Below are 252 nucleotides of genomic sequence, written 5' to 3' on the forward strand. Positions count from 1 at the left end.
CGATGTAGAAGAAGACGCGGCCCGGTTCGCGTTGATGAGGTGGTTTTTCGAGGAAAACCTCGCTGATTTTGCCCCCTACAAGGATGAACAGGCCCGTGAAGGGTTCCAGATTGTCGGGACCTCAGGCACCGTCACCCCGGTCGCAGCCTCGCATCTTGGCCTCAAACGCTATGACCGGACGAAGGTTGACGGGCTGCGCATGACGTCGGAGCAGAGCGACAAGGTGATCCGCAGCTACCTGGGGCTTGGCCC

The 252-nt window shown here is 60.3% G+C and carries 1 pseudogene; it reads left to right on the forward strand.

Features of this window, described 5'->3' with window-relative positions:
- Nucleotides 1-252: pseudogene (locus R0J92_RS24940) on the forward strand (Ppx/GppA family phosphatase); the annotation flags it as partial.

Source organism: Tritonibacter sp. SIMBA_163, from assembly GCF_046535935.1.
Classification (GTDB): domain Bacteria; phylum Pseudomonadota; class Alphaproteobacteria; order Rhodobacterales; family Rhodobacteraceae; genus Epibacterium; species Epibacterium scottomollicae.